This is a genomic window from Streptomyces antioxidans, assembly GCF_000968685.2.
GTDB lineage: Bacteria > Actinomycetota > Actinomycetes > Streptomycetales > Streptomycetaceae > Streptomyces > Streptomyces antioxidans.
In genome coordinates, this window is record NZ_LAKD02000001.1 from 42,254 (window position 1) to 67,823 (window position 25,570).

A 25,570-nucleotide genomic window follows, 5' to 3' on the forward strand; every position below is an offset into this window, starting at 1 on the left:
CCGGTGTCCTCCCGGATGGGGCGCGGGCCACGTACCGTGAAGCCATGACGAGCATCGGTGGTGTGGAGATGGTCGACTGGAATCTCGCGGTCGCGACCGCGACCCGGCTGGTGCGCCCGGGTCCCGAGGTGAGCCGCGACCAGGCGCGCGCGGTCGTCGCGGAGCTGCGGCGGCACGCCAAGTCCTCGGAGGAGCACGTCCGCGCCTTCACCCGGATGGCCGTCTCCGGCGGCCCGGCCTCCGACACCCCCGTCCTCGTCGTGGACCGGGCGGGCTGGATCAGGGCGAACGTGGCGGGCTTCCGGCAGATCCTCAAGCCGCTGCTCGGCAAGGTGCAGGACCGGCGCGGCGGACTGTCCGGCGGGGCGGTGCTGGGCGCGGTCGGCGGCAAGGTGACCGGGGTCGAGCTGGGGATGCTGCTGTCCTTCCTGGCCTCCCGGGTGCTCGGCCAGTACGAGACCTTCGCGCCCTCGACCCGTGAGCTGCCGGGCTCCCCGGGCGGCGGCCGGCTGCTGCTGGTGGCGCCCAACATCGTCCACGTCGAGCGCGAACTCGACGTGGCCCCGCACGACTTCCGGCTGTGGGTGGCGCTGCACGAGGAGACCCACCGCACCCAGTTCACCGCCGTGCCCTGGCTGCGCGACCACATCGAGTCCGAGATCCAGGCGTTCCTCGGCGAGACCGACGTGGATCCGGCCACCCTGCTGGAGCGGGTCCGCGAGGCCGTCCAGTCGCTGAGCGGCGGCCGCCCCGCCGAGGAGCGGGACGAGGCGGACGGGCGCGGCGCCCCCAGCATCATCGAGCTGGTCCAGACCCCGGCCCAGCGGGAGATCCTGGCCCGGCTGACCGCGGCGATGTCGCTGCTGGAGGGCCACGCCGACTACGTCATGGACGGGGTGGGGCCGGAGGTCGTGCCGTCCGTGGCGGAGATCCGGGAGAAGTTCCAGAAGCGCCGGGCGAGCGGCGCGGGCCGGCTGGACCAGGCGCTGCGCAAGCTGCTGGGGCTCGACGCCAAGCTGCGGCAGTACCGTGACGGGGAGCGGTTCGTACGGGCCGTGGTGAACCAGGTCGGGATGGACGGCTTCAACCGGGTCTGGACCTCGCCCAACACCCTCCCGACCAAGGCGGAGATCAGCAAACCCGCCGAGTGGGTCGCGCGGGTGCACCGCAAGGCGGACTCCTAGAACCGGCACACCCCCGGCACCCGCGGAAACGGACGAACGCCCCCTTTAATCACTCGTCCGAGGGACCGTTGGCGACGGGTAGGCGTGCGATGCTCGGGGAACAGCTCGCTTCTGTCACCATCGACATACGCAGCGTGACGAAACGCCCGTACCGCTCGTACTCCTCGTACCCCCCGAGGCACCCCCTCGAATGACAGATGGGAAACGGACATGGGTCCCCATCCAGCGGTCGCCGCGATACGCCTCGCGGTCCGCCGCGTCCTCCAGGAGATTCTCGTCGCCCACTCGGCCGCGCACTCGGCCGCCTCATCGCCCTCCGCGCGCCCCTCCCTCTCCCCGGCGGCTTCGGCCCCCGCCCCCCGCGGCTCCGGCCCGCGGGATGACGCACCGCTCGTGCTCGCCGCCTGCTCGGGCGGCGCCGACTCCATGGCGCTCGCCTCCGCCCTCGCCTTCGAGGCCCCGCGGGTCGGGCTGCGCGCCGGTGGGGTCACCGTCGACCACGGCCTCCAGCAGGGGTCGGACGCCCGCGCCGCCGAGGTTACCGACCGGATGCGGGCCCTGGGCCTGGCGCCGGTCGAGGCGATCGCCGTGGCCGTCGGCCGGAGCGGCGGCCCCGAGGCCGCCGCCCGGGACGCCCGCTACACCGCGCTGGACGCCGCCGCCGAGCGCCACGGCGCCGCCGCCGTCCTGCTCGGCCACACCCGTGACGACCAGGCCGAGACCGTTCTGCTCGGCCTCGCCCGCGGCTCCGGCACCCGCTCGCTGTCCGGCATGGCCTGGGTCTCCGGCACCGGCGGCCGCTACCGCCGCCCCTTCCTCCAGCTGGACCGGCACACCGTCCGCGAGGCGTGCCTGGCCCAGTCGCTGCCCGTCTGGGACGACCCGCACAACGTGGACCCCTCCTACACCCGCTCCCGGGTCCGCCACGAGGCGCTGCCCATCCTGGAGAAGGCGCTGGGCAAGGGCGTCGTCGAGGCGCTCGCCCGCACCGCCCAGCTCTCCCGTGACGACGCCGACGCCCTCGACGCCTGGGCCGCCCGCGCCGAGGCCGATGTGATGACCACCGCACCGGCGGCGGCCGGTGGCGCGCAGTCCGTGCACCTCGACACCGTCGGCCTGCACGGACTGCCCACCGCCGTCCGCCGCCGGGTGCTGCGCCGGGCCGCCATCGCCGCGGGCGCGCCCGCCGGTTCGCTCTTCGCCCGCCACATCGAAGAGGTGGACCGGCTGATCACCGGCTGGCGGGGGCAGCGGGCCATCAACCTGCCCGGCCGCGTCGAGGTCCAGCGGGAGGGTGGCAGACTGGTCATCCGGCAGGGCTGATCCGCCCGAGCCAGTTGAGCCGGTTAGTCGAACGAGAGTGGCGCGGGTGGACGACAAGGACATGGGCACCGACCTGAAGTCGGTCCTCATCACCGAGGAAGAGATCAACGCGAAGCTGGCCGAGCTGGCCGCCGCCGTCGACGAGGAGTACGCGGGCAGGGATCTGCTGATCGTCGGCGTGCTCAAGGGTGCGGTCATGGTGATGGCGGACCTGGCGCGTGCCCTCTCCACGCCCGTCACCATGGACTGGATGGCCGTGTCGTCGTACGGCGCGGGCACCCAGTCCTCCGGCGTGGTGCGTATCCTGAAGGACTTGGACACCGACATCAAGGGCAAACACGTCCTGATCGTCGAGGACATCATCGACTCCGGACTGACGCTGTCGTGGCTGCTGTCGAACCTGGGCTCGCGCGAGCCTGCCTCGCTGAACGTCTGCACCCTGCTGCGCAAGCCGGAGGCGGCCAAGGTCGCCATCGAGGTGAAGTGGGTCGGCTTCGACATCCCCAATGAGTTCGTCGTCGGCTACGGGCTGGACTACGCCGAGAAGTACCGGAACCTTCGGTTCGTCGGCACCCTGGCCCCGCACGTCTACGGCGGCTGACGGGCGCCGCCGCCCCCTGGGAACCTGGCGGGGTTTTCCGCCGTTGGAGCTGGGGAAGGCGGTTTTGTTAGCAGTCCACGGCGGCGTCGGGTGACAATGCTGGGGTACCGTCCGAAGGTCAGTCTTTTTCGAGACTGAGGATTACACAGCTCATACACCGCAAATACACCGCAATACACCGCACGCACAGGCGCCCCTCCAGGGCTGCCGTGCCTCACTGTGGCAGGAGGGACGGGGCGGCTTCGCCCCGTATGGATGGACGTGAAGCGCTACTTCCGTGGGCCGGTCATGTGGATCGTGCTGGCCGTCCTCGCCGTGGTCGTGTTGATGCAGGTCGTCGGCTCGTCCGGCGGCTACAAGTCGGTGGACACCAGTCAGGTCGTCAAGGCGATCAACCAGAACCAGGTCCAGTCCGCCGAGCTGACGACCGGCGACGAGCACAAGGTAAAGATCAACCTCAAGGACAACGTCGCCAAGATCGAGGGCAGCGACAAGCTCCAGGCCACCTACATCGGTGACCAGGGCGTCGATCTCGCCAAGACCTTGCAGGCCAACGCCCAGAAGCAGGGCGGGATCCCCGATGGGTACAACGTCTCGACGTCGAAGCAGAACCCCTTCGTCGGGATCCTCCTCTCGCTGCTCCCGTTCGTGCTGATCGTCGTGGTCTTCCTGTTCCTGATGAATCAGATGCAGGGTGGCGGCTCCCGGGTGATGAACTTCGGCAAGTCGAAGGCCAAGCTCATCACCAAGGACACGCCGAAGACGACCTTCACCGATGTGGCGGGGGCCGACGAGGCGGTCGAGGAGCTCCAGGAGATCAAGGAGTTCCTGCAGGAGCCGGCGAAGTTCCAGGCCGTGGGCGCCAAGATCCCCAAGGGTGTGCTGCTCTACGGGCCGCCCGGTACGGGTAAGACGCTGCTCGCGCGCGCCGTCGCGGGCGAGGCGGGTGTCCCCTTCTACTCGATCTCCGGCTCCGACTTCGTCGAGATGTTCGTGGGTGTGGGTGCCTCCCGGGTCCGCGACCTGTTCGAGCAGGCCAAGGCCAACGCCCCGGCCATCGTCTTCGTCGACGAGATCGACGCCGTCGGCCGGCACCGCGGCGCGGGCATGGGCGGCGGCCACGACGAGCGCGAGCAGACGCTGAACCAGCTGCTCGTCGAGATGGACGGCTTCGACGTGAAGGGCGGGGTCATCCTGATCGCCGCCACCAACCGGCCCGACATCCTCGACCCGGCGCTGCTGCGCCCGGGCCGCTTCGACCGGCAGATCGCCGTCGACCGCCCGGACATGCAGGGCCGGCTGGAGATCCTCAAGGTCCACCAGAAGGGCAAGCCGGTCGCCCCGGACGTCGACCTGTCGGCCGTCGCCCGCCGCACCCCCGGCTTCACCGGCGCCGATCTGTCGAACGTGCTGAACGAGGCCGCCCTGCTGACGGCCCGCAGCGACCGGAAGCTGATCGACAACCACTTCCTGGACGAGGCGATCGACCGGGTCGTGGCCGGACCGCAGAAGCGGACCCGGATCATGAGCGACAAGGAGAAGAAGATCACCGCGTATCACGAGGGCGGTCACGCCCTGGTCGCGGCGGCGTCTCCGAACAGCGATCCGGTGCACAAGGTCACGATCCTCTCCAGAGGCCGGGCCCTGGGCTACACCATGGTCCTGCCCGACGAGGACAAGTACTCGACCACGCGCAACGAGATGCTGGACCAGCTCGCCTACATGATGGGCGGCCGGGCCGCGGAGGAGCTCGTCTTCCACGACCCGACCACGGGCGCGTCCAACGACATCGAGAAGGCCACCACCACGGCCCGCGCGATGGTCACGCAGTACGGCATGACCGAGCGGCTTGGCGCGATCAAGTTCGGCTCCGACAACTCCGAGCCGTTCCTCGGCCGTGAGATGGCTCACCAGCGCGACTACTCGGAAGAGGTCGCCGCGCTGGTGGACGAGGAGGTCAAGAAGCTCATCGAGGCCGCGCACAACGAGGCGTGGGAGATCCTGGTCGAGAACCGGGACGTCCTGGACAACCTGGTGCTGGCGCTGCTGGAGAAGGAGACGCTGAACAAGGAGGAGATCGCCGAGATCTTCGCCCCGGTCGTCAAGCGCCCGGCCCGCCCGGCGTGGACCGGCTCCTCGCGGCGTACGCCCTCCACCCGTCCGCCGGTGCTCTCCCCCAAGGAGCTGGCCCCGGCCAACGGCGCCCAGCCCACCTCGGCGGCCTCGCTGACCAAGAGCACGGCCCCGGAGGACGGCGTCGAGCGTCCCGAGGGCTCGGGCTCCGGCTCGGAGAGCTGACCCCCGCCACCGGGGGCGGCCTTCCGCTCCCGGCGGCCCCGGAATGAATGCCGCGTCCACCAGGTTCTAGCCTGGTGGACGCGGCATTTTCGCGTTCGTGTGGGTGTATGTGAGGAACGAGGCAGTCCATGACCGACCCGGTGACGCTGGACGGCGAGAGCCCCATCGGCGTGTTCGACGAGAAGCGCGCCGAGAACGCGATCCGCGAGCTGCTGATCGCCGTCGGCGAGGATCCCGACCGGGAGGGGCTGCGCGAGACACCGGGCCGGGTGGCGCGTGCGTACAAGGAGATCTTCGCGGGGCTGCGCCAGGAGCCCGAGGACGTCCTGACCACCACCTTCGACCTGGGCCACGATGAGATGGTGCTGGTCAAGGACATCGAGGTGATGTCCTCCTGCGAGCACCACCTGGTGCCCTTCGTGGGCGTGGCCCACGTGGGCTACATCCCGTCCCACGACGGCAAGATCACCGGGCTGTCCAAGCTCGCCCGGCTGGTCGACGTCTTCGCCCGCCGCCCCCAGGTCCAGGAGCGGCTGACCACCCAGATCGCCGACTCCCTGATGCGGATACTGGAGCCGCGCGGGGTGATCGTGGTGGTCGAGTGCGAGCACATGTGCATGACCATGCGCGGGGTGCGCAAGCCCGGCGCCAAGACCCTCACCTCGGCCGTCCGCGGCCAGCTGCGCGCCCCGGCCACCCGGGCGGAGGCGATGAGCCTCATCATGGCCCGCTGAGCGGCTTCCGCAGCCCCGTACACCACACAGCCGACGGCCTCTGGCGGCCTCAGGCGCGGGCCGACGCGCTCGGGCCGTTGCCGTCGTTGTCGTCGTCCTCGGGGAGCTTGAGCACCCGCTCCAGGAAGAACGCGGCCGCCACCACCCCCGCGCCCGCCAGGACCGAGCCCCCGGCGTAGAACGCCTGATCGCGACGGGCGGGCACATCGAGCTGTTCCATGGCCAGAAAGACGCCCACCCCGCCGTACATCCCCGCCACCAGCGCCGCCACCAGCGCGCTGGCCTGCCCGAAGACCACCGCCCGGGCGGCCACCATCGGGTCGACGCCCTTGGCGTCGGGCTGCCGCTCCCGCTGGGCGCGCAGCCGGGACCGCAGCGACAGCGCGGTGGCGACGAGCACCACCGCGATCAGGGCCAGCACGATCGGCGCGGCCACCGGGACGCTCGGCAGCGACCCGAAGGTGTCCCACAGCCGGGCTCCCGCCCACGACACCACACCGGCCACGGCGAACAGCCCGACCAGCACCCCGATCCGAAGTTGCTTCACCGAGCGGTCGCCCCTCAATCCAGTACGTGCCAGCGTCTCCCGGAACCTATCCGGATCAACGTCTACTCGGGCAGTCGCAGTTCCAGGTCGACGCGGACCCGGACGCCGTCCTTGCCCACCGCCGCCAGCAGCCCCGCGACCGTGCCCCGCCCGGGCACCTCGGCCCGCGGATCCACGTCGTTCCACGGCACCAGGACGAAGGCGCGCTCATGGGCGCGCGGATGCGGCAGGGTCAGCCGCGGGTCGTCGGAGACCACGTCCTGGTACGCCACGATGTCCACGTCGATGGTGCGCGGGCCCCAGCGCTCGTCCCGCACCCGCTCGAACGCCTCCTCGATCGCATGGCCGCGCTCCAGCAGCGAGGACGGCGGCAGCGTCGTCTTGATCAGCACCACCGCGTTGAAGTACGTGGCCTGGGAGCCGGGCTCCACGCCCCACGGATCCGTCTCGTACACCGGCGACACGGCCTTGACCCGCAGGCCCGGGGTGTCCTCCAGCGCGTCGATCGCGCCCTGCAGGGTTTCCAGGCGGTTGCCCAGGTTGCTGCCGAGCGAGATCACCGCCCGTTTGGGGTTGCTCAACGTCACATCGGCGGCGTCCACCTGCTCCACCACGGAGGTGGGAACGGGCTGCACGGTCGGGTCGCTGCTGCTCATACTCGGCTCCGGGTGATGGTGATGGTCACGTCGTCAAAGGGCACGGTGATCGGGGCCCGCGGCTTGTGCACCACGACCTCGACCTCCCGTACCACGTCGTGCTCGAGGCACCGGTCCGCGATCCGTTCGGCCAGCGTCTCGATCAGGTCGACCGGCTCACCCCGTACCACGTCCACGACCTCCTCCGCCACCACGCCGTAGTGGACGGTCTTTCCGAGGTCGTCGGCGGCCGCGGCGGGCCGAGTGTCCAGGCCGAGCACGAGGTCCACGACGAAGTCCTGGCCCTCCTCCCGCTCATGGGGCAGCACACCGTGGTGCCCGCGCGCCCTCAGGCCGCGCAGCGCGACACGATCCACCTGAACCACTCCTGCTGGTCGTCGGTACGCGGGCACGTCCCGGCCGGAACGCACCACCCGTCCCCCGCCGTCCGCGGGGGTACCTGCCTCGAATCTACCTGCGGGCTCCGGCGGCACCCGCCCATGGGGTGGGCGGCGCCCGCTGCCGACGCTCCGCGCCACAGCCTCCTACCCCCACCGCACGGGGCGCGAACTCCGGTGGGATCAGCCCGGCAGCAGCCCGTCGTCGGCGGGGCCTTCGGGGCCGCCCGGCTCCTCGTCGTCGCTCTCCGCGAGCACCGGGGAGCCGTGGTGCGCCCAGACCTTCCAGCCGTCCTCCGTCCGGCGGAACACGTTCGTGGCCACGACCAGCTGGCCCACCAGCGGGCCGAGCTGGCCCTCCTCCTCCGCCGGCGCGCCGCTGAGGATGTTCTCGGTGCAGGTCACCAGGGCGGTGTCGGCCATCACCGACACCTCGACATCGGTCAGGAAGAACTGGATGTAGTCCGTGTTGGCCATGATCAGCGCGTAGGAGCGAAGCACCTCGCCCCGGCCGCGCAGCACCGGCCAGCCCGGGTGGACACAGGACACCTCGGTGTCGGGGGAGTCCAGCCAGAGCCGCTGCAGCGTGGCGTGGTCACCCTGTTCCATGGCGTCGTACAGCGCGGTGTTCACCAGCGCCACCCGCTCGTTGTCCGTAAGGGAAGTCACAGCGCTCCCGCCGTGGTCTCGGCCGCTTCGACGGCCCGCGCCACGCGCACCGCGTCCGCGCTGGCCCGTACCTCGTGCACCCGGACGGCCCAGGCGCCCTCGCGCGCCGCGAGCGCGGAGACCGCCGCCGTGGCGGCGTCCCGCTCCCGGGCGGGCGGCGGGCTGCCCCCGTCACCGGCCAGGACGTGCCCCAGGAACCGCTTGCGGGAGGCGGCCACCAGCAGCGGCCGGCCCAGCTCCCGCAGCGCGGACAGACGGGCCACCAGCGCCAGGTCGTGGCCGGCGTCCTTGGCGAAGCCCAGGCCCGGGTCGACCACGATCCGCTCCGGGTCGATGCCGCCCGCGACCGCCCGCTCCAGGCCGGTGCGCAGCTCGGCCACGACCTCGCCGACCACGTCCGCGTACACCGCCCGGTTGTTCATGTCGATCGACTGGCCGCGCCAGTGCATCACCACGAACGGCACCCCCGCCGCGGCCACCACGGGCACCATCGCGGGGTCGGAGCCGCCGCCGCTGACGTCGTTGACCAGCCGGGCCCCGGCCGCCACGGCCCGCTCGGCCACCGCGGCCCGCATGGTGTCCACGCTGATCACGGCCCCGGCCGCGGCCAGCTCCCGGACCACCGGGATCACCCGGCGCAGCTCCTCGGCCTCGTCGACGCGCGCCGCGCCGGGCCTGGTCGACTCGCCGCCGACGTCCACCAGGTCGGCCCCGGCGGCGACCAGGGCGAGACCGTGCTTCACGGCCAGATCGGTGTCGAACCACTTCCCGCCGTCGGAGAAGGAGTCGGGTGTGACGTTCACCACGCCCATCACCGCGCACCGGTCCCACTCCGGCAGTCCGGCCACCCGTCCCCGCCCATGCAACGTGCTCATGTGCCCAGCCTAGGCGGTACGCCCCGTCCGGTGGATCTACGCGGGCCCGCGTAGATCCACCGGACGGGGCCCGGGGCTGACTCCTGGATCAGGCCGCCTGCTGGAGCTCCCGGCCCTCGGTCAGGTGCCGGTGGGCGCAGGGCCGGGGCTCGGGGCGGCGCCCGCGGCGCAGCAGCCGGGGCAGGGCGAACGAGACGAACCCCTCGGCCTGCATCGCGGCCAGCCCGATCCGCGGCAGGTCGCGGGTGTTGCGGAAGACCACGAAGCGCGGCTCCCAGCGCGGCTGGAACTTCGCGTTGAACTTGTACAGCGACTCGATCTGGAACCAGCGGGAGAGGAACACCAGCAGCGCCCGCCAGCCGCGCAGCACCGGGCCAGCGCCCAGCTTCTCGCCGCGCGCCAGCGCCGAGCGGAACATCGCGAAGTTCAGCGACACCCGCTCCACGCCCAGCTCGGGGGCGGCCCGCAGGGCGGCCACGATCAGCAGCTCGTTCATGCCCGGGTCGGCGCTCCGGTCGCGCCGCATCAGCTCGAGCGACATCCCGTCCCGGCCCCACGGCACGAAGTGCAGCACGGCCTTGAGGTCCCCGTACGGGCCGTCCTCCGCGCCCTCGTCCGCGGCCTTGTGGGCGGTGGCGATGACCGCGTCCCCGTCCGCCGGGTCACCGATCCGGCCCAGCGCCATCGAGAAGCCGCGCTCGGTGTCGGTGCCCCGCCAGTCGGCGGCGGCGCGCCGGATGGTGGCCAGCTCCTCGGGGCTCAGCTCGGAGGCGCGCCGCACCCGGGTGTGGTACCCGGCCCGCTCGATCCGCTTGACCATCTGGCGCACATTGCGCATGGCGCGCCCGGAGAGGGTGAAGTCCGCCACATCGACGATGGCCTCGTCGCCGAGCTCCAGCGCGTCCAGGCCGGTCTCGCGGGTCCACACCTCGCCGCCGGTCTCGCTGCACCCCATCACCGCCGGGGTCCAGGAGTGGGCCCGGGCCTCCTCCATGAAGCGGGCGATCGCCCCGGGCCAGGCCTCCACGTCGCCGACCGGGTCGCCGCTGGCGAGCATCACCCCGGAGACCACGCGGTAGCAGACCGCGGCCTTGCCGGTGGGGGAGAAGACCACGGCCTTGTCGCGGCGGAGCGCGAAGTGGCCGAGCGAGTCGCGGCGCCCGTGGGCGGCGAGCAGGCCCCGCAGCCGCTCCTCGTCCTCGGCGGTGAGGCGGGCGGCGGGGTGCTCGGGGCGGAAGGCGAGATAGGCGGTGGTGGCCACGGTCAGCAGGCCCAGCGCGCCGAGGGAGTAGCCGACGGTGTAGTCCGCGCCGTGGCGGTAGTCGACGGGCCCCTCGAAGCCGAACAGGCCCCACAGGACGTGCTCCAGCTGCTGGCGGAGCGACGGCCGGCCTTCGATGGTGTCCGGATGGGACCGGACGATGAGCAGTCCCACGGTGACGCTGACCGCGCCGAGACCCACGAAGTTGGCCAGCGCCATCCAGCGGCTGCGGGGGTCGGGCAGCGCCGCGAACTCGGCGCGGTAGCGGAGCAGCACCCCCATCAGCACGAGGGAGAGGACCATGCCGATGACCGAGTGCCGGTAGAGCAGCTGTGCGGCGGCGCCGACCGGCAGCAGCCCCACGGCGGCCACCCAGGCCCGCCGCTTACGCCGTTTGAGGCCGTGGGCCAGCATCAGCAGCAGCAGACCGACCACGATCGAGGCGGCGGCCGCCAGGGAGCTCACGGCGCCCGGCAGCAGCTCGGCCAGCGCGTGCACCCGGCTGTGCCGCAGCCGCGGGAAGACGATGTCCATCAGCCCGATCAGCGTGCACGCGGTGCCGACGGCGCTGGGTACCGCCTCTGGCCTGGGGCCGCGCGTCAGGCGCCGTATCCGGGCGGGAACCTTCCCGGATGTTTCGGCATCTTGACTGTCAGGCATCTGTATTCCCGTCGCTTCGGTCAAGAGGATCTTCAGTTCTGTTGCGCGGTATCCGCACGATTTGCGCCCAGTAAGACGGCGTTTGAAGGAAAGGGGTTCACTCCCCCGCCACGGTTGGGGAGGCTCCCCGGCGGCACGGGGGGCCGGCCGCCCGGCAGAAAGATAGTGATGGGTCTCACGAGCAACAACATCGTGATCGCGGCAGCCATCGCGGCATTGCTGCTGTTCGCGGCCACGATATGGCTGTGGCCGCGGCTGGCCGGGCGCGGTGTGGCTCCCGTGCTCGGCCGGTTCGGCATGCTACTGGTCACGCAGCTGAGCGTGTTCATGGCGTTCGGATTGTTCGCCAATCAGTCGTTCGGATTCTACGGATCATGGTCCGACCTCCTCGGCACGCAGGACGAGCCGGGTGTCGTGGTGGACCATGACACCCCGGGCACCCGGGTGCGGGTCACCGAGACCCGCCGCCTGCCCGAGGACGGCGGCTCCCCGCCCAAGGTCGCCGGGCGCATCGAGAAGGTGAACATCCAGGGTCCGGTCTCCGGGATCGCCAGCCCCGCGTACATCTATCTGCCGCCGGAGTACTTCCGGCCCGAGTACGCCAGGCGTACCTTCCCCGCCGCGCTGGTGCTGACCGGGTATCCGGGCACTACCGAGGCCCTTATCAATGGCCTGAAGTATCCGCAGCACTCGCACCGGCTGGTCACAAGGGGACGGATGCAGCCCCTCGTCCTGGTGATGATGCGGCCGACGGTCGCGCCGCCGCGCGACACCGAGTGCGTGGACGTGCCCGGCGGGCCGCGGACCGAGACGTTCTTCACCAAGGACCTGCCGAAGGCGGTGGCCGACCACTACCGCGTGGGCGAGCGGGCCCGTAACTGGGGCGTCATCGGAAATTCCACCGGCGGCTACTGCGCGCTGAAGATGGCGATGCGCCACCCCGACGCGTTCTCGGCGGCGGCCGGGCTCTCCCCCTCGTACAAGGCCCCGATCGACGCGACCACGGGCGATCTCTTCGGCGGCAGCGCGCGGCTGGAGCGGGAGAACGACCTGATGTGGCGGCTGGACCACAAGCCGGCGCCGCCGGTCTCGCTGCTGGTGTCCAGCAGTGAGCACGGTGAGCAGAACTACCGGGACACCGTGCGCTTCGTGAACAAGGTGCAGCGGCTCAACCGGCGCGGCGGGCCGACCCGGATCTCGTCGATCATCCTGGGCACCGGCGGCCACAACTTCAACACCTGGAAGCGCGAGGTGCCCGCCGCGCTGGAGTGGCTCGGCGGCCGCCTCGCCGACCGCTGAGCGCTCCGCTGGAAGGTGCCCTGAGCAGCCGTCGATCGTCCGCGGCCCGGGACGGGCCTACGCGTCGGCGACGGTCTGGAGCTCGACGTCGCCGCGGGCGATGCCGCCCGCGTCGGCGTCGATCGAGCGGCGAAGGGCCTCATGGAGCCGGGCCGGGGTGAGGACGCCGAGGAAGCGGTCGTCGTCCAGCACCGCGATCCAGCCCGCGTCGTGCTGGAGCATCGTGCTGAACGCCTGCTTGAGCGGCGCCCCCACCGGCAGCCACGCCTCCATCCGGCGCGCGTGGTCCCGTACGGTCCCCTGCGCGCCGTCGGCCGCCTCCGCCGGGATCCAGCCGTGCAGCCGCTCCGCGTCGTCCAGGACGACCGCCCAGCGCGCCCCGTCGGAGGCCAGCCGGGCGGCCGCCTTGGAGAGCGGGTCGTCCAGGTGGACCACGGGCGGCTGGGTCAGGTCGCCGGGCTCGATGGGGGTGACCGACAGCCGCTTCAGCCCCCGGTCCGCGCCGACGAAGTCGGCCACATACGGGGTGGCGGGTGCGCCCAGCACCGTGGCCGGGGTGTCGAACTGCTCGATCCGCCCCGAGCCGTAGACCGCGATGCGGTCCCCCAGCCGGACCGCCTCCTCGATGTCATGGGTGACGAAGAGCACGGTCTTCCGCACCTGTGACTGAAGCCGCAGGAATTCGGTCTGGAGGTGTTCGCGGACGACCGGGTCGACCGCGCCGAACGGCTCGTCCATCAGCAGCACCGGCGGATCCGCGGCCAGCGCCCGGGCCACCCCGACGCGCTGCCGCTGACCGCCGGAGAGCTGGTCGGGGTAGCGGTCGCCGTAGACGGACGGGTCGAGGCCGACCAGGTCAAGCAGCTCGGCGGCGCGCTCCCGCCCCTTCTTCCGCTGCCAGCCCAGCAGATGCGGCACGGTCGAGGTGTTCTCCAGCACGGTCTTGTGCGGGAACAGCCCGACCTGCTGGATGACGTAGCCGATGCGGCGGCGCAGGGCGACCGGATCCGCCGCGGCGATGTCCTCGCCGTCCACCAGGATCCGGCCCGATGTCGGCTCGATGAGCCGGTTCACCATCTTCATCGTCGTCGTCTTGCCGCAGCCCGAGGGGCCGACGAGGGTGACCAGCTCGCCCTCCGACACCTCGAAGGAGAGGTCGTCCACGGCCGTCGTGCCATCGGCGTAGCGCTTGGTGACATGTTCGAAACGGATCATGGCTCCCCATTGTTGCCGCATTCGTGGCAGACATTGTTGCTGTTGTGTGGCGATCGGACGAGATTGTCATCTCCCGGGGTTAGGGTCACCTGGAATTGGTGATGAGCAACCGGCCCGCGACCTGATGGGGGAGGTGAGCGTATGGCCGACGGAAACTGTCTGATCAGTAACGAGTGGATATGCGGTGAGTATGTACGCACACGCGGTCAAGAGCTGACGGACGCGACGCTCGAGCACGTGGGGATCACGCTCGCCTCGGTGGCGATCGGCCTTCTGGTCGCCTTTCCGCTGGCGCTGCTGGCCCGCCGCTGGCGGCCGGTGGCGGGGCCGGTGCTGGGGCTGACCACGATCCTCTACACGGTGCCGTCGCTGGCGATGTTCTCGCTGCTGCTGCCCGTGTTCGGGGTATCGGCGGCGGTGGTGATCACCGGTCTGGTGCTCTATTCGCTCACGATCCTGGTGCGCAACATCATGGCCGGTCTCGCCTCGGTGCCCGAGGAGGCGCGGGAGGCGGCCCGGGGGATGGGGTACGGCCCGCTGCGGCTGCTGTTCGGCGTGGAGCTGCCGCTCGCGCTGCCCGCGCTGATGGCCGGGCTGCGGATCACCACCGTCTCCACGGTCTCGCTCACCACGGTAGGCGCGATCATCGGGTACGGCGGCCTCGGCAACCTCATCTACGAGGGCATGCGCAGCTTCTTCAAGGCCGAGGTGCTCACCGCCTCGGTGCTGTGCGTGGCGCTGGCGGTGGTGGCGGATCTGCTGCTGCTCGGCCTCCAGCGGCTGCTGACGCCGTGGGCACGCAAGAGTCGGAAGGGCACCACCTGATGGACGTCGTCGCCAAGGCGTGGACCTGGCTGGCCACCGGGTCGCACTGGGCCGGCCCCGACGGGGTGTGGCACCGGCTGGGCCAGCATCTGTTCCTGACCTTCGTCTGCCTGGCGATCTCCTGCGCGGTGGCGCTGCCGATCGCCGTGGCCCTCGGCCACATCGGCAGGGGCGGCGCGCTCGCGGTGAACATCTCCAACGCGGGGCGCGCCGTGCCCACCTTCGCCGTCCTGGTGCTGTTGCTGCTCAGCCCGCTGGGGACGCACGGCCAGTGGCCCACGATCATCGCGCTGGTGCTGTTCGCCATCCCGCCGCTGCTCACCAACGCCTATGTCGGGGTGCACGAGGCGGACCGTGAGGTCGTGGAGGCGGCCCGCGGCATGGGGATGACCGGCGCCCAGCTGATCCGCCGGGTCGAGCTGCCGCTGGCGTTCCCGCTCATCATGACGGGCGTACGGACGGCCGCGGTGCAGGTCGTGGCCACCGCGACGCTGGCCGCGCTGCCGGGCGGCGGCGGTCTCGGGCGGATCATCACGGCGGGCTTCCGGCTCACCGACACCCCGCAGGTGGTGGCCGGTGCGGTGCTGGTCGCGTCCCTGGCGCTGGTGGTCGAGGGCGTCTTCGTGCTGCTGGGCCTGGTGCTCGACCCGATGCGGCGCAGGACGGGGCGGGGGCCGACCGCGGCCCGGCGCCCGCCCGCCGACCAGGCGCCGGCCTCACCGGCCCTGACGACGTAGGTCCGGCGGGCCGGGCCCTCCCGGGCCCTCCCGGGCCCTCCCGCGACCGGGCGCCGGGCGTGCGGACACCCGGGGCGGGCGGCGCGGGGAGCGCGGAAGACGAAGAGATCGCCGAAGCGCATGACGCAGACATCGCCGGAGACGCATAGATAGCCGATGAAGCGGAATGCGCCGACAACGCGGCCACACAACCGCGGCCACAACAACGGATGGGGAACCATGAGAAAGATCAATCAGGCGGCGGCCGCCGTGGCGGGGGTAGCGGCGCTGACGGCCGGACTGACCGCCTGCGGCGGGGACAGCCTGGAGAAGTCGAGCGGCGGCGACAGCTCCGGTAAACCGGGCAAGGGCTCGCTGGTGATCGGATCCGCCTCCTTCTCGGAGTCGAAGATCCTCGCGGAGCTGTACGCGGGAGTTCTGAAGGACACCGGCTATTCCACCTCGATCAAGACGGTGGACGCCCGTGAGCTGTATGAACCGGCCCTGGAGAAGGGCCAGATGGATGTCGTGCCGGAGTACGCGGCGACGCTGGCCGAATTCCTCAACCAGAAGAAGAACGGGTCGAATGCCGCCCCGGTGGCCTCCTCGGACGTGACCAAGACGGTCGCGGCGCTGAAGAAGCTCGCCGGAGCGCGCGGGCTGAAGGTGCTGGAGCACGGCAAGGCCGTGGACCAGAACGCCTTCGCGGTCAGCCGTGACTTCGCCAAGAAGCACGGTCTGAAGACCCTCTCCGACCTCGGGAAGTCCCAGCAGAAGGTCACCCTGGCGGCGGGCGACGAATGCCCCAAGCGGCCCTTCTGCCAGCCGGGTCTGGAGAAGAAGTACGGCATCGACATCGCCGGGATCGACCCGCTGGACATCGGCAGCGTCCAGGCCAAGCAGGCCGTCAAGGACGGCAAGGACCAGATGGTCCTGACCACGACCACGGACAGCACGCTGGACCAGTTCGGTCTGGTGCTGCTCGGCGACGACAAAAAGCTGCAGAATGCCGACAACGTACTTCCCGTGGTGAATGCGAAGTCCGCCGGTTCACAGAAGATCGCGGACTCGCTGAACAAGCTCACCAAGGTGCTGACGACCGCCGATCTGAGGGAACTCAACAAGAAGGTTGACGCGGAGCGGCTCAAGCCGGTGGATGTCGCCGATGACTACCTGCGGGACAAGGGGCTGGTGAAGTAGGATCAAATCCCCGCTCGGGACGGTTTGGCGGGGCGCGGCAAGGGATCTCGGCCGCGCAACCGCCGCATTTCCCAACGGATTGACAACAGATCTGGCCCGGCGGGCACCCAAGCCACCCCTTAGCACGGTAAGTTTCGGGCCATGCCACGTGGACGCCACCGCCAATCCCCTCCCCTGCACAGGCTCCTCCCCTCCGCTTCGGTCGCAGTCGCGTCAATAACCTGCGCCGCCGGTGCCTGGCTGGTCGGCGATACGGTCGTGATCCGTGGGCTGGCCGCGACCGCGGCCGGTGCCGCGGTCGTCGGGGCCGTTCTGCTGCGCCGTTGGGACCGCTCGGCCGGCCGCCGGGTCGCGGAGGCCACGAGCGAGACCGCGCGCCAGGAGATGAAGTACGAGGAGCGGATCGCGGAGCTCGAGGCGGACGCCGAGAAGGCCAGTGAGCTCCGTGGCGCGCTCAACACCCGGCTGCGCGCCAAGCGCGCGGAACTCGCCCGGCTGCGCAATGAACACGCCGAGCTGCTGCGCCGCTACGCCACGGCCGAGACCGAGCGGGCCAGCGCCCTGGAGGGCCGCCGTCGGCTCGCGCTGGAGGCCGCGTCCCCGGCGAAGGAGCTGGAGGCCGCAGGGGTCGCCGCGTCCGCGTCCGCATCAGCATCCGTCTCCGTCGACTCCGACGACGAGCCGGACGAGATCCCCACCGGGCTGCCGTCGGCCGCCGCGTACGCCAAGGCCGACGAGGCGCTGAGCCGCCTCAGGGAGAGCGCCCGGCGGCAGAAGGAGCGGCGGGAGCAGGCCGCCGCCGCGGTCGCCCGGGCCGAGGCCCCCGAGCGGGCCACGGAGCGGAACGCGGATCGCGACGACCGTAAGGGCCCGCGCGAGAGCCGGGGCAAGGACGGTGCCGCCACGCTGGGGAAGCCCCCGGCGGCCGGCGGGCAGGACGGCGACGGCCCGCAGGAGCCGCCCGCCCACACCCGTACGGCCGCCTCGGCGGTGGTGCCGTATGCCGCGGCACGCCGGGCCGCCTCCCGTTCGGAGAGCGGCTTCGACTACTTCGGCACCCAGAAGAAGCAGACGAAGAAGCAGAAGCGGGAGCCCGAACCGGCCGCCGAGGAGGACCTTGCGGCCGAGGAGGACCTGGCGGATGTGATCGGCGACGAGACCCTGGCGGAGACCAAGAAGGGCGCGGTGGGCGAGGTCATCGACCTGACCGCGCACGACGAGACGGAGCAGATGGACCTCGGGGAGCTGCGCAGCGCGATCTCGTGAGGGATCGTGCCGCGCGGCCCGCCCGCGCGTTGACCGGCTACGTGCCGATCACGTGTCGGTAGCTTGCCCCTGCCGCCGACTCGTCCCTGTCGCCTACTTGTCGATATCGCCGACGACGAAGAAGAGCGACCCCAGGATCGCCACCATGTCGGCGACGAGGGTGCCGGGCAGCAGCTCGGTGAGCGCCTGGATGTTGTTGTACGACGCCGAGCGGAGCTTCAGCCGGTACGGCGTCTTCTCGCCCTTGGAGACGAGGTAGTAGCCGTTGAGGCCGAGCGGGTTCTCGGTCCAGGCGTAGGTGTGGCCCTCGGGCGCCTTGAGCACCTTCGGCAGCCGCTGGTTGATCGGCCCCGCCGGGAGCTCGTCCAGCCGGTCCAGACAGGCGTCGGCCAGCGCCAGCGAGGCGTGCGTCTGCTCCAACAGGCATTCGAACCGGGCGAGGCAGTCGCCCTCCTCGCGGATGGCGACCTTAAGGACGTCACGGAGCTCGGCGTAGGCCAGATACGGCTCGTCGCGCCGCAGATCGAAGTCGACGCCGGAGGCCCGGGCGATGGGGCCGCTGACCCCGTACGCGTGCACCGTCTCGCGGGCCAGGACGCCCACGCCGCGGGTGCGGCCCCGGAAGATCTCATTGCCGAGCACCAGGTCGTCGTACACGCCCATCCGCGAGCGCACCTCGGCCACGGCCCGCCGGGCCCGGCCCAGCCAGCCCGCAGGGAGGTCGTCCTTGAGACCGCCGACCCGGTTGAACATGTAGTGCATCCGGCCGCCGGAGATCTCCTCCATGACGTGCTGAAGGTCCTCGCGCTCCCGGAACGCGTGGAAGATCGGCGTGATGCCGCCCAGCTCCAGGGGGTAGGAGCCGAGGAACATCAGGTGGTTCAGGACCCGGTTGAGCTCGGCGAGCAGCGTACGGGTCCACACCGCGCGCTCCGGGACCTCCATGCCCAGCATCCGCTCGACGGCGAGCACGACGCCGAGTTCATTGGAGAAGGCGGAGAGCCAGTCGTGACGGTTGGCGAGCATGATGATCTGGCGGTAGTCGCGCGCCTCGAAGAGCTTCTCCGCGCCCCGGTGCATATAGCCGATCACCGGCTCGGCGCTCTGGATCCGCTCCCCGTCGAGGACCAGCCGCAGCCGTAGCACTCCGTGGGTGGAGGGGTGCTGTGGGCCGATGTTGAGCACCATGTCCGTGCTCTCGGCGGCGCCGCCGATGCCGACTGTCGTCTCCGTCATGCACACCAGTCTCTCAGCAAGCGCCGCGCAACAGGGCCTCCGCCCCTGGCCCCGGCCCCCGCGGCGGAGCCGCATACCGGTGCGCTCCGTGGCCCGGAGCCCCGGGTTCGGGAAGGGGCGGGAAGGGGAACCGGCCGCCGTAGGCGCCGAGCTCCGCCGGACGCCCTACGGCCCGAGCACCCCGTGGGGCAGGCCCACCGGGCGCAGGAGCCATGTGAAGGCGCCGAGTCCCGCAGGATCGGTCAGCTCGGCGGCCTCGCCCGCCGCGCTGAGCGCACGGACGTACGCGGTGGGATCCCTGGAGGCCAGGGCGAGCGGGGGTCGGCGGCCGTCGAGGCCCAGAGCGCCCAGCGCCTCGCGCTGCGCCATCAGCCCACCGCCGGGCCCAGCCGCGGCGGCGGACGAGGCGGCACACGCAACGGCGCATGCGTCCATCGCGACATGCGCCGTCAGATCGCACGACCCATCCGGTACGGGCCGGACCTCGCGCCCCTCCCGGAAGCCGGTCAGCGTGCCGAAGGGAGGCCGGGCGCCACGCTCGTGGGCGTAGTCGACGGCGACCGCGAGCCCCGCCCGCAAGCAGCCGACGGCCCCCGCCCAGGCCGCGTCCCGCGGACGGCCGATCTCGGCGCGCAGCCCCGGTTCGCCGCCCGCCAGCGGCCACCAGCGGGCCAGCCACGCCGCGTCCTCGCCGTCCACCGGGTCGCCCAGCCGCTCGGTGCCGTCCAGGGAGGCGAGGTCCACCTCGACCCGGCGGGGCACGCCGTCCGCGTCGTTCTCGGCCACGTCCACGGGCACGTTGTCAAGCCACTCGTTGGCGAACAGCAGCCCCGCGCACCCCTCCGGCGGGGCGTCGAGCCAGGCGATCCGCCCGTCCAGGCCCGGCGGCCGCTCCGCCCGCTCCACCGCGTACGGACGCAGTCGTCGGCCCAGCCGGTGCGGCAGGCCGGGGGCCAGGGCGAGCACCCGGGTGAGCAGTTCGCCGCGGCCGGCGCCCAGGTCCACCAGCGCCACCTCGGCGGGGTGCCCCAGCGCCTCGTCCACCCGGCACAGCAGCTCCGCGACCGCCCGCGCGAACAGCGGTGAGGCCTGCACCGACGTGCGGAAATGCCCCGCCGGGCCCTCCGGCCGGTGGAAGAAGCCGCCCGGTCCGTACAGCGCGCGTTCGGCCGCCGTACGCCATCCGCTCCACTCACGCTTCTCGCTCGCCACACCACCACGCTATGCGGACTGGTCTCCACCTTGGGGAGTAGGGCCGGGGGTCTCGGATCGCCCCTCGGGCTGACCCGGGAGGGGCCCGGCGATACCTACGCTGGGTGACGTGCAGCGCCTCTACGAATTTCTCCGCAGGCACCCGACAGGGGTGGACACCTTCTGGGCGGTCCTCCTTGTCGCTTCCGGGTTCCTGTGGCTCGTGGAGACGTCGGTGGGCCGGGGCTCCCGCGTCGCGGGCGTGCCGATCGTCCTGGCGCTGGGGGTGACGATCGCGCTGCGCCGCCGCGCCCCGGAGAAGATGCTGGTGCTGGCCATACTGTGCGGTCTCGCCCAGCTCGCCACGGACGTCCGGCCGAATGTGGCCGACTTCGCCATGCTGGTGATCGTCTACACGGTGGCGGTCACCTCCTCGCGCCCGGCCTCCCGCTTCGCGCTCGGCGTGGCGATCAGCGCGGCCCCCCTCTCCATCCTCCGCTGGCCGCACTCCCAGCAGGGCTGGTGGGAGGACGTGGTCTCGGCGGTCTTCGTCTCCATCCCCTTCGTGCTGGCCTGGGTGCTCGGCGACTCGATCCGCACCCGCCGCGCCTACTACGCCCAGCTCGAGGAGCGGGCCGCCCGGCTGGAGAAGGAGCGCGAGGCGCAGTCGAAGGTCGCGGTGGCCGCCGAGCGCGCCCGGATCGCACGGGAGCTGCACGACGTCGTGGCGCACAACGTGTCGGTGATGGTGGTGCAGGCGGACGGCGCCGCGTACGTCCTGGACTCCTCGCCCGAACAGACCCGGCAGGCGCTGGAGACGATCTCCGGTACCGGCCGCCAGGCGCTGGCCGAGATGCGGCGGCTGCTGGGCGTGCTGCGCACCGGGGAGCCGGGCGAGGAGAACGACTACGTCCCGCAGCCGGACGTCGAGCAGATCGACGAGCTGGTGGAGCAGGTGCGCGTCGCCGGGCTCCCGGTGGACTTCAAGGTCGTGGGCAGCCCGCGCCAGCTCCCCAGCGGGGTCGAGCTGACCGCGTACCGCATCGTGCAGGAGGCGCTTACCAACACCCGCAAGCACGGCGGCCCGGACGTGGGCGCGAGCGTCCGCCTCACCTACTTCGACGACGGGCTCGGGCTGCTGGTCGAGGACGACGGGCGGGGTGCGCAGCGCGAGATGTACGAGGACGGCGGCGCCGACGGCAGCGGCCATGGTCTGATCGGGATGCGGGAGCGCGTCGGCATGGTGGGCGGCACGCTCGACGCGGGCCCGCGACCGGGCGGCGGCTTCAGGATCAGCGCGCTGCTGCCGCTGAAGCCGGTTCGTTGAGCCATCTGATGGGTGCGTAGGCCAGCTGTCCGGCCAGAGGGACAGGCCAGAGGGACAGGCCAGCTGTCCGGCCAGAGGGAAGGGACCGTCCGGGATGTCGATCCGCGTCATGCTCGTCGATGACCAAGTGCTGCTGCGCACCGGCTTCCGGATGGTGCTCGCGGCCCAGCCCGATATGGAGGTCGTCGCCGAGGCGGGCGACGGGGTGGAGGCGCTTCAGGCGCTGCGCTCCACCGAGGTGGACGTCGTCCTGATGGACGTCCGGATGCCCAGGCTGGACGGGGTGGAGGCGACCCGGCGGATATGTGAGCGGGAGGGCGCGCCGAAGGTCATCATCCTGACCACGTTCGACCTGGACGAGTACGCCTTCTCCGCGCTCAAGGCCGGGGCGGGCGGCTTCATGCTCAAGGACGTGCCGCCGGGCGAACTGCTCGCGGCGATCCGCGCGGTGCACAGCGGTGACGCGGTGGTCGCGCCCAGCACCACGCGGCGGCTGCTGGACCGGTTCGCGCCGATGCTGCCGGGTAGCGGGGCCGGTGGCTACGGGGGCCGGGCAGGGCCGGAGCTGGACCGGCTCACCGACCGGGAGCGCGAGGTCATGCTGCTGGTCGCGCAGGGGCTGTCGAACGGCGAGATCGCGGCGCGGCTGGTGCTGTCCGAGGCGACCGTGAAGACCCATGTCGGCCGCATCCTCACCAAGTTGGAGCTGCGGGACCGGGTGCAGGTGGTGGTGATGGCCTACGAGACCGGACTGGTCCGGGCCGGGGGGCCGTCCGGACCGGCCCGCTGAGGCGGCGTCCTTACGGTCGCGGTGGCGTCCTTACGGCTCGCACGACAGGCTGGCACGGCACGGCTGGCGGCGCCGTCTTGCGGTCGGCACCGCCTACCGCGCGCCCCCGCCGTTCGGTGACCGTTCGCGGAGCACCAGGTCGAGCAGCCCGGGGAAGCGCTGGTCGAACTCGGGCCGGCGCAGCCGGTTGACCCGCTTGGGGCCCAGGTCGCGCTGCTCGATCAGCCCGGCCGCGCGCAGCACCGAGAAGTGGTGGCTGAGGGCCGCCTTGCCCACGGGGACGTCGAACGTGCCGCAGGCGCGCTCCCAGTCGGCCGCCGCGGCCAGTTCGCGGACCAGCTGGAGCCGTACGGGGTCGGCGAGCGCCGCGAGCGCGGTCCGTACGGGGACGTCGTCGGGGTGGGTGTGGAGCGGTGCGGACCGGTGGCTTCGGTTGCTCATCGCCGCTCCTCCGCCGCTCCCCGTTCCGACCGCGTGCACCGTGCGGTGGACATTTTAGGCGGGGCGGCGCCCTACCGCAGAACGCTCTCCAGGAAGTCACTGCCCAGCCGGGCCACGGACGGCAGGTCGAGCTGGTGGAGCACGTAGCGGCCGCGGCGGCGGGTGGTGACGAGACCGGCCTTCTTCAGCACGGCGACATGGCGGGAGACCTCCGGGGGCGTGATGCCGTACGCCTCGGAGAGCTCACCGGTGGTGTGCGGGCCGCGGGCCAGGGTGCGGCACAGCCGCATCCGCATCGGATGGGCCAGGGCCTCCAGGCGGCGCTTGACGAGTTCCAGGGCGGCGGGCGGGGGCAGTTCGGGGGTGCCGGCCGGGTACTGGATCACCGGCCGCCAGCCGGGCGCGTGCACGATGACGAGATGCGGCCAGCCGAAGGCGGTCGGGATGAAGGTCACGCCGTCGCCGTACGCCGTCGTACGGCCGCCCGCCAGCTTGTCGGCCAGGATGCTCTCCCCGTCCTCCGACAGCGACAGCGCGGCGGAGGCCGACGCCAGAGCCTCCGCGAGACCCTTGCGCTGCAGCAGCCCGGCCTTGTGGCGGGCGTCGGCGGCCAGCTGGATCCGCGTCCGCCGCCAGGTGTCGGCGAAGAACGCCTGGTCGCAGTCCTCCAGCAGCCGCCGCAGCCAGACCCGCAGCCCGTCCGGATCCTCCAGCATGCGGTCGGTGAAGGCCGCCTGCCGCGGTCCCCGGGCGGCGGCCATCTCGCGGACCCGGGCCCGTTCGCCCGCGTCGACCAGCGGCGAGGGGGTCTGCCGGGAGTACGAGGGGGAGCAGGCGATCTCGAAGGCGGCGGCCACGAACGTCTCGTCGTCGATCCGGTCCAGCGCGTCCAGCTCCTCGGCGAGCGTCGCCCCGGGGGCGGCCGGGAGCAGCAGGTCGGAGCGGGCGGTGCGCCACAGGAAGTCCGCCTCGCAGAGCCGGTCCGCGAGGTCCGGCTTGAGCGCCGAGGCGGTGGCGGTGGCCCAGCCGTGCAGCCCGGGGTGGTGGCCGGGCTCGGACAGCACGTGGAGCGCGGCGCCCAGCTCGGCGAGGGGGGACGGGCTGAAGACGATGCGCTCGGGCGGCAGCCCGGCGATGTCGATGACATTGGCCATGAGCCCATGGTGGGGGAGCCGGGACCCGGCGCCGCCTTCGTTTGACGCCGATCGTCAAACGGCGTGACCGGCGCCCGGGGCCGGGCGGACCGTCGAGCCATGTCCCTCACCGAGCAGTACGCACTCGACCTGTACCGGGCCGCCAGGCGCGGCGACCCCGCCCCGCCCGCACCGGGCCTCCACGACTGGCGCACCCTCCGGGAACTGCGCGAGTACCGCGACTTCCGGGCCGTGACCCTGGGCCGCCCGGTCCGCCGCCGGGGCGGCCATGGCCGCCTTACGGGTGCCGTGCGCGCCGTAAGGGCGATAGCGGCGGCAAGGGCGATAACGGCGGCAAGGGCGATCCGGGAGGCGTTCGCGCGGCGCCGGTCAGCCGTCCCGCTCCGTGAGCCCCCGGACCTCGGTGAGCCCTTGGACTTCCGTGAGCCCCCGGATCCCCGTGGCCTCCCGTGCCTCCATGAGCTCCCGGACCCGGGCGAGGAAGGCACCGGCCGCGGCCGTGACGTCGTCGGCCGTCCACTCGAGTGCGGATGAGGCGACCGTCAGCTCCGTCATGGCCAGCCCGGCCGGCCCCGGCTCCCGCCAGCGACGGAACAGCACCGTCCGGGTCTCCTCCGCCAGCTGCACCCCCGCCTCGTCCAGCACCGCCGCCGGATACGGCAGCCACACCTGGAACTGGTGGGTGTGCGGCACCCCGGGGTGCACCCGGGACCAGCCCACCCCCGCGGCCGTGAACGTCGTCCGAAGCGCCTCCGCCACGACCCGCGCGTGCGCCACGTACGACGGCAGCCTCGGCAGCTCGCGGTCCAGGCCGTCCAGCGCGGCGAGCGCCACCGGCCACTGCTGGAAGAGCTGGCCGCCGTACCGGTGGCGCCACGCCCTGGCCTCGGCCACCAGGGTCTCGGGCCCGGCCAGCGCCGCTCCCGAGAGCCCGCCGAGCGACTTGTAGAAGGACACGTAGACGGAGTCCGCCAGGGCGGCGATCTCCGGCAGCTCCCGGCCGAAGTACGCCGTGCACTCCCACAGCCGCGCCCCGTCGAAGTGCACCACCGCGTCCCGCTCCCGGGCCGCCGCCACGGCCGCGACCAGCTCGTCCCACTCGGGCAGCACGAACCCGGCGTCGCGCAGCGGGAGTTCGAGTGCGAGGGTGCCGAACGGCTCGTCCAGGCCCCGGATCTCCTCGGGTGTGGGCGGCCGCGGCTCGCTGGTCGGACGCACCGCGCGCAGCCCGCTGACCGTCAGATACGCGTCCCGCTCGTGCATCTCCAGATGGGACAGCGGATGCAGCGCCACCACCGGACTGCCGGTGCGCCCCGCCCAGCAGCGCAGCGCGACCTGCTGCGCCATGGTGCCGGTGGGGAAGAACGCCGCGGCCTCCATGCCGAGCAGCCCGGCGACCCGTTGCTCGAGCTCTTCGACGACGCCGTCGCCGTAGATGTCCACCCAGCCGTCCCCGCCGTACGGCGCGGTATCGGCTGTACGGGCGGTCGTGAGGGCGGTCGTGAGGGCGGCCAGCCGCTCGGCGATCCGCTCCTCGGCGGGCCCCCGCGCGAGGGTCCGCTCGGCGCCGTGCCAGGCCGCGAGGCGGCGCGCTCGCGCGGCCGACTCCGCCTCGCCGCCCGAGCCGTCTGGCCCGTCCATCTCGTCCATCTCGTCTGGCCCGTCTGGCCCGTCTGGCTCGTCTGGCCCGTCCCGCTCGGCCGTCCCGTCCGTCATGGGCCGATC

Annotated in this window: 24 protein-coding genes; 12 read left to right on the top strand and 12 right to left on the bottom strand. The window is 72.2% G+C overall.

Going from position 1 to position 25,570, the window contains the following annotated elements; genetic code table 11:
• Positions 1–44: 44 nt before the first annotated feature.
• The 5 genes from VT50_RS00200 to folE all read left to right on the top strand — a co-directional run bounded on the left by VT50_RS00200 (position 45) and on the right by folE (position 6,140).
• Positions 45–1,184 carry a zinc-dependent metalloprotease gene (locus VT50_RS00200; RefSeq protein ID WP_046087128.1) on the top strand — a complete coding sequence of 380 codons (1,140 nt, stop codon included), beginning with the start codon at positions 45–47 and terminating at the stop codon, positions 1,182–1,184.
• Between the two features lie 210 nt (positions 1,185–1,394).
• Positions 1,395–2,507: a tRNA lysidine(34) synthetase TilS gene (gene tilS / locus VT50_RS00205; RefSeq protein ID WP_046087127.1), complete on the top strand. Its 1,113-nt coding sequence runs from the start codon at positions 1,395–1,397 to the stop codon at positions 2,505–2,507.
• Positions 2,508–2,568: 61 nt separating this feature from the next.
• Complete coding sequence (gene hpt, locus VT50_RS00210) at positions 2,569–3,108, top strand: hypoxanthine phosphoribosyltransferase (RefSeq protein WP_046087162.1); 540 nt, start codon at positions 2,569–2,571, stop codon at positions 3,106–3,108.
• A 255-nt stretch (positions 3,109–3,363) separates the two neighbouring features.
• A complete protein-coding gene (gene ftsH, locus VT50_RS00215; RefSeq protein ID WP_046087126.1) occupies positions 3,364–5,406 on the top strand; it encodes an ATP-dependent zinc metalloprotease FtsH in 2,043 nt (680 codons plus the stop codon).
• A 128-nt stretch (positions 5,407–5,534) separates the two neighbouring features.
• On the top strand, positions 5,535–6,140 hold the full coding sequence (folE, locus tag VT50_RS00220) for a GTP cyclohydrolase I FolE (RefSeq protein ID WP_046087125.1): 606 nt from the start codon (positions 5,535–5,537) through the stop codon (positions 6,138–6,140).
• A 49-nt stretch (positions 6,141–6,189) separates the two neighbouring features.
• On the opposite strand, the gene VT50_RS00225 is transcribed toward folE, so the two are convergent.
• The 6 genes from VT50_RS00225 to VT50_RS00250 form a co-directional block, all read right to left on the bottom strand.
• Positions 6,190–6,687: a DUF3180 domain-containing protein gene (locus VT50_RS00225; RefSeq protein WP_046087124.1), complete on the bottom strand. Its 498-nt coding sequence runs from the start codon at positions 6,685–6,687 to the stop codon at positions 6,190–6,192.
• A 62-nt stretch (positions 6,688–6,749) separates the two neighbouring features.
• Positions 6,750–7,343 (bottom strand): 2-amino-4-hydroxy-6-hydroxymethyldihydropteridine diphosphokinase, encoded by a 594-nt coding sequence (gene folK, locus VT50_RS00230; RefSeq protein WP_046087123.1) that lies wholly within the window; start codon positions 7,341–7,343, stop codon positions 6,750–6,752.
• Entirely contained in the window at positions 7,340–7,699 is a 360-nt protein-coding gene (gene folB, locus VT50_RS00235) for a dihydroneopterin aldolase (protein WP_046087122.1), read from the bottom strand. The genes folK and folB overlap by 4 nt, the downstream gene beginning before the upstream one ends.
• Positions 7,700–7,903: 204 nt before the next feature.
• Positions 7,904–8,389 (bottom strand): nuclear transport factor 2 family protein, encoded by a 486-nt coding sequence (locus VT50_RS00240; RefSeq protein WP_046087121.1) that lies wholly within the window; start codon positions 8,387–8,389, stop codon positions 7,904–7,906.
• A complete protein-coding gene (gene folP, locus VT50_RS00245) occupies positions 8,386–9,264 on the bottom strand; it encodes a dihydropteroate synthase (RefSeq protein WP_046087120.1) in 879 nt (292 codons plus the stop codon). Before folP ends, VT50_RS00240 begins: the two co-directional genes overlap by 4 nt.
• 88 nt (positions 9,265–9,352) lie before the next feature.
• Positions 9,353–11,185, bottom strand: coding sequence for a phosphatidylglycerol lysyltransferase domain-containing protein (locus tag VT50_RS00250; RefSeq protein WP_046087119.1), 1,833 nt, complete (start codon positions 11,183–11,185; stop codon positions 9,353–9,355).
• A gap of 168 nt (positions 11,186–11,353) precedes the next feature.
• Between VT50_RS00250 and VT50_RS00255 the strand changes: the two genes are divergently transcribed.
• Positions 11,354–12,484, top strand: coding sequence for an alpha/beta hydrolase (locus VT50_RS00255; RefSeq protein ID WP_046087118.1), 1,131 nt, complete (start codon positions 11,354–11,356; stop codon positions 12,482–12,484).
• Between the two features lie 57 nt (positions 12,485–12,541).
• Here VT50_RS00255 and VT50_RS00260 read toward each other — a convergent pair whose 3' ends face one another.
• Positions 12,542–13,699, bottom strand: a complete 1,158-nt coding sequence (locus tag VT50_RS00260) for a betaine/proline/choline family ABC transporter ATP-binding protein (RefSeq protein WP_046087117.1) — start codon at positions 13,697–13,699, stop codon at positions 12,542–12,544.
• Positions 13,700–13,840: 141 nt separating this feature from the next.
• Here VT50_RS00260 and VT50_RS00265 point away from each other — a divergent pair, with 141 nt between their 5' ends.
• The 4 genes from VT50_RS00265 to VT50_RS00280 all read left to right on the top strand — a co-directional run bounded on the left by VT50_RS00265 (position 13,841) and on the right by VT50_RS00280 (position 17,706).
• Positions 13,841–14,524 carry an ABC transporter permease gene (locus VT50_RS00265; RefSeq protein WP_046087116.1) on the top strand — a complete coding sequence of 228 codons (684 nt, stop codon included), beginning with the start codon at positions 13,841–13,843 and terminating at the stop codon, positions 14,522–14,524.
• Complete coding sequence (locus VT50_RS00270) at positions 14,524–15,261, top strand: ABC transporter permease (RefSeq protein ID WP_046087115.1); 738 nt, start codon at positions 14,524–14,526, stop codon at positions 15,259–15,261. Before VT50_RS00265 ends, VT50_RS00270 begins: the two co-directional genes overlap by 1 nt.
• A gap of 219 nt (positions 15,262–15,480) precedes the next feature.
• Positions 15,481–16,440: an ABC transporter substrate-binding protein gene (locus VT50_RS00275; protein ID WP_046087114.1), complete on the top strand. Its 960-nt coding sequence runs from the start codon at positions 15,481–15,483 to the stop codon at positions 16,438–16,440.
• A gap of 258 nt (positions 16,441–16,698) precedes the next feature.
• Positions 16,699–17,706, top strand: coding sequence for a hypothetical protein (locus VT50_RS00280; protein WP_079343740.1), 1,008 nt, complete (start codon positions 16,699–16,701; stop codon positions 17,704–17,706).
• A 93-nt stretch (positions 17,707–17,799) separates the two neighbouring features.
• On the opposite strand, the gene VT50_RS00285 is transcribed toward VT50_RS00280, so the two are convergent.
• Positions 17,800–18,942 carry an NADH-quinone oxidoreductase subunit D gene (locus VT50_RS00285; RefSeq protein WP_046086554.1) on the bottom strand — a complete coding sequence of 381 codons (1,143 nt, stop codon included), beginning with the start codon at positions 18,940–18,942 and terminating at the stop codon, positions 17,800–17,802.
• Between the two features lie 165 nt (positions 18,943–19,107).
• Complete coding sequence (locus VT50_RS00290) at positions 19,108–20,154, bottom strand: SAM-dependent methyltransferase (protein WP_046086553.1); 1,047 nt, start codon at positions 20,152–20,154, stop codon at positions 19,108–19,110.
• Positions 20,155–20,263: 109 nt separating this feature from the next.
• On the opposite strand from VT50_RS00290, the gene VT50_RS00295 reads away from it, so the two are divergent.
• A complete protein-coding gene (locus VT50_RS00295) occupies positions 20,264–21,460 on the top strand; it encodes a sensor histidine kinase (RefSeq protein ID WP_046086552.1) in 1,197 nt (398 codons plus the stop codon).
• 94 nt (positions 21,461–21,554) lie between these two features.
• A complete protein-coding gene (locus tag VT50_RS00300; protein WP_046086551.1) occupies positions 21,555–22,250 on the top strand; it encodes a response regulator transcription factor in 696 nt (231 codons plus the stop codon).
• A 93-nt stretch (positions 22,251–22,343) separates the two neighbouring features.
• On the opposite strand, the gene VT50_RS00305 is transcribed toward VT50_RS00300, so the two are convergent.
• The 3 genes from VT50_RS00305 to VT50_RS00320 all read right to left on the bottom strand — a co-directional run bounded on the left by VT50_RS00305 (position 22,344) and on the right by VT50_RS00320 (position 25,561).
• Complete coding sequence (locus VT50_RS00305; RefSeq protein WP_046086550.1) at positions 22,344–22,691, bottom strand: ArsR/SmtB family transcription factor; 348 nt, start codon at positions 22,689–22,691, stop codon at positions 22,344–22,346.
• Between the two features lie 71 nt (positions 22,692–22,762).
• The gene (locus VT50_RS00310) at positions 22,763–23,845 is read right to left on the bottom strand and encodes a DUF5937 family protein (protein ID WP_046086549.1); all 1,083 of its coding nucleotides are present in this window, start codon (positions 23,843–23,845) and stop codon (positions 22,763–22,765) included.
• A gap of 369 nt (positions 23,846–24,214) precedes the next feature.
• The gene (locus tag VT50_RS00320) at positions 24,215–25,561 is read right to left on the bottom strand and encodes a threonine aldolase family protein (RefSeq protein ID WP_078840727.1); all 1,347 of its coding nucleotides are present in this window, start codon (positions 25,559–25,561) and stop codon (positions 24,215–24,217) included.
• Positions 25,562–25,570: the final 9 nt, after the last annotated feature.

Bases quoted from the DNA above. Each gene is read 5' to 3' on its own strand.
- VT50_RS00200 (WP_046087128.1), top strand. From the start codon at position 45: ATGACGAGCATCGGTGGTGTGGAGATGGTCGACTGGAATCTCGCGGTC.
- tilS (WP_046087127.1), top strand. From the start codon at position 1,395: ATGGGTCCCCATCCAGCGGTCGCCGCGATACGCCTCGCGGTCCGCCGC.
- hpt (WP_046087162.1), top strand. From the start codon at position 2,569: ATGGGCACCGACCTGAAGTCGGTCCTCATCACCGAGGAAGAGATCAAC.
- ftsH (WP_046087126.1), top strand. From the start codon at position 3,364: ATGGACGTGAAGCGCTACTTCCGTGGGCCGGTCATGTGGATCGTGCTG.
- folE (WP_046087125.1), top strand. From the start codon at position 5,535: ATGACCGACCCGGTGACGCTGGACGGCGAGAGCCCCATCGGCGTGTTC.
- folK (WP_046087123.1), bottom strand. From the start codon at position 7,343: ATGAGCAGCAGCGACCCGACCGTGCAGCCCGTTCCCACCTCCGTGGTG.
- folP (WP_046087120.1), bottom strand. From the start codon at position 9,264: ATGAGCACGTTGCATGGGCGGGGACGGGTGGCCGGACTGCCGGAGTGG.
- VT50_RS00250 (WP_046087119.1), bottom strand. From the start codon at position 11,185: ATGCCTGACAGTCAAGATGCCGAAACATCCGGGAAGGTTCCCGCCCGG.
- VT50_RS00255 (WP_046087118.1), top strand. From the start codon at position 11,354: ATGGGTCTCACGAGCAACAACATCGTGATCGCGGCAGCCATCGCGGCA.
- VT50_RS00260 (WP_046087117.1), bottom strand. From the start codon at position 13,699: ATGATCCGTTTCGAACATGTCACCAAGCGCTACGCCGATGGCACGACG.
- VT50_RS00265 (WP_046087116.1), top strand. From the start codon at position 13,841: ATGGCCGACGGAAACTGTCTGATCAGTAACGAGTGGATATGCGGTGAG.
- VT50_RS00270 (WP_046087115.1), top strand. From the start codon at position 14,524: ATGGACGTCGTCGCCAAGGCGTGGACCTGGCTGGCCACCGGGTCGCAC.
- VT50_RS00275 (WP_046087114.1), top strand. From the start codon at position 15,481: ATGAGAAAGATCAATCAGGCGGCGGCCGCCGTGGCGGGGGTAGCGGCG.
- VT50_RS00285 (WP_046086554.1), bottom strand. From the start codon at position 18,942: ATGACGGAGACGACAGTCGGCATCGGCGGCGCCGCCGAGAGCACGGAC.
- VT50_RS00300 (WP_046086551.1), top strand. From the start codon at position 21,555: ATGTCGATCCGCGTCATGCTCGTCGATGACCAAGTGCTGCTGCGCACC.
- VT50_RS00305 (WP_046086550.1), bottom strand. From the start codon at position 22,691: ATGAGCAACCGAAGCCACCGGTCCGCACCGCTCCACACCCACCCCGAC.
- VT50_RS00310 (WP_046086549.1), bottom strand. From the start codon at position 23,845: ATGGCCAATGTCATCGACATCGCCGGGCTGCCGCCCGAGCGCATCGTC.
- VT50_RS00320 (WP_078840727.1), bottom strand. From the start codon at position 25,561: ATGACGGACGGGACGGCCGAGCGGGACGGGCCAGACGAGCCAGACGGG.